Annotated in this window: 1 pseudogene; it reads left to right on the top strand. The window is 56.6% G+C overall.

Annotated elements, in window-relative coordinates:
* A pseudogene (locus tag Xbud_RS20055) lies at positions 1-376 on the top strand (hypothetical protein); the annotation flags it as partial.

Raw genomic sequence — 376 nt, 5'->3', positions numbered from 1 at the left:
CTACAGCAAGGACGAAACCGATAGCCGGATCAAAGACGGTGATGCCCCGATCATGCAGGCAGCTCAACAGGCCCTGAAAGCCGCGGACAGCAAAGTGCCTCTGACCCGCCGTGTCAATGATAAAGAGCTGGTCAATGACATTACCCTGACTGCCGCCGATGTCGGCGCCTACAGCAAGGAAGAAACCGATACGCAAGTCATGAAAGTGGCGGACACTAAGGTGCCGTTAACCCGCCGTATCAACGACAAAGAGCTGGTCAATGACATTGCCCTGACTGCCGCCGATGTCGGCGCCTACAGCAAGGACGAAACCGATAGCCGGATCAAAGACGGTGATGCCCCGATCATGCAGGCAGCTCAACAGGCCCTGAAAGCC

Origin of the sequence: Xenorhabdus budapestensis, assembly GCF_002632465.1 — a bacterium.
GTDB lineage: Bacteria > Pseudomonadota > Gammaproteobacteria > Enterobacterales > Enterobacteriaceae > Xenorhabdus > Xenorhabdus budapestensis.
Note: the sequence above shows the minus strand (reverse complement) of the source record. Positions and strands in the feature narration are given on the sequence as shown.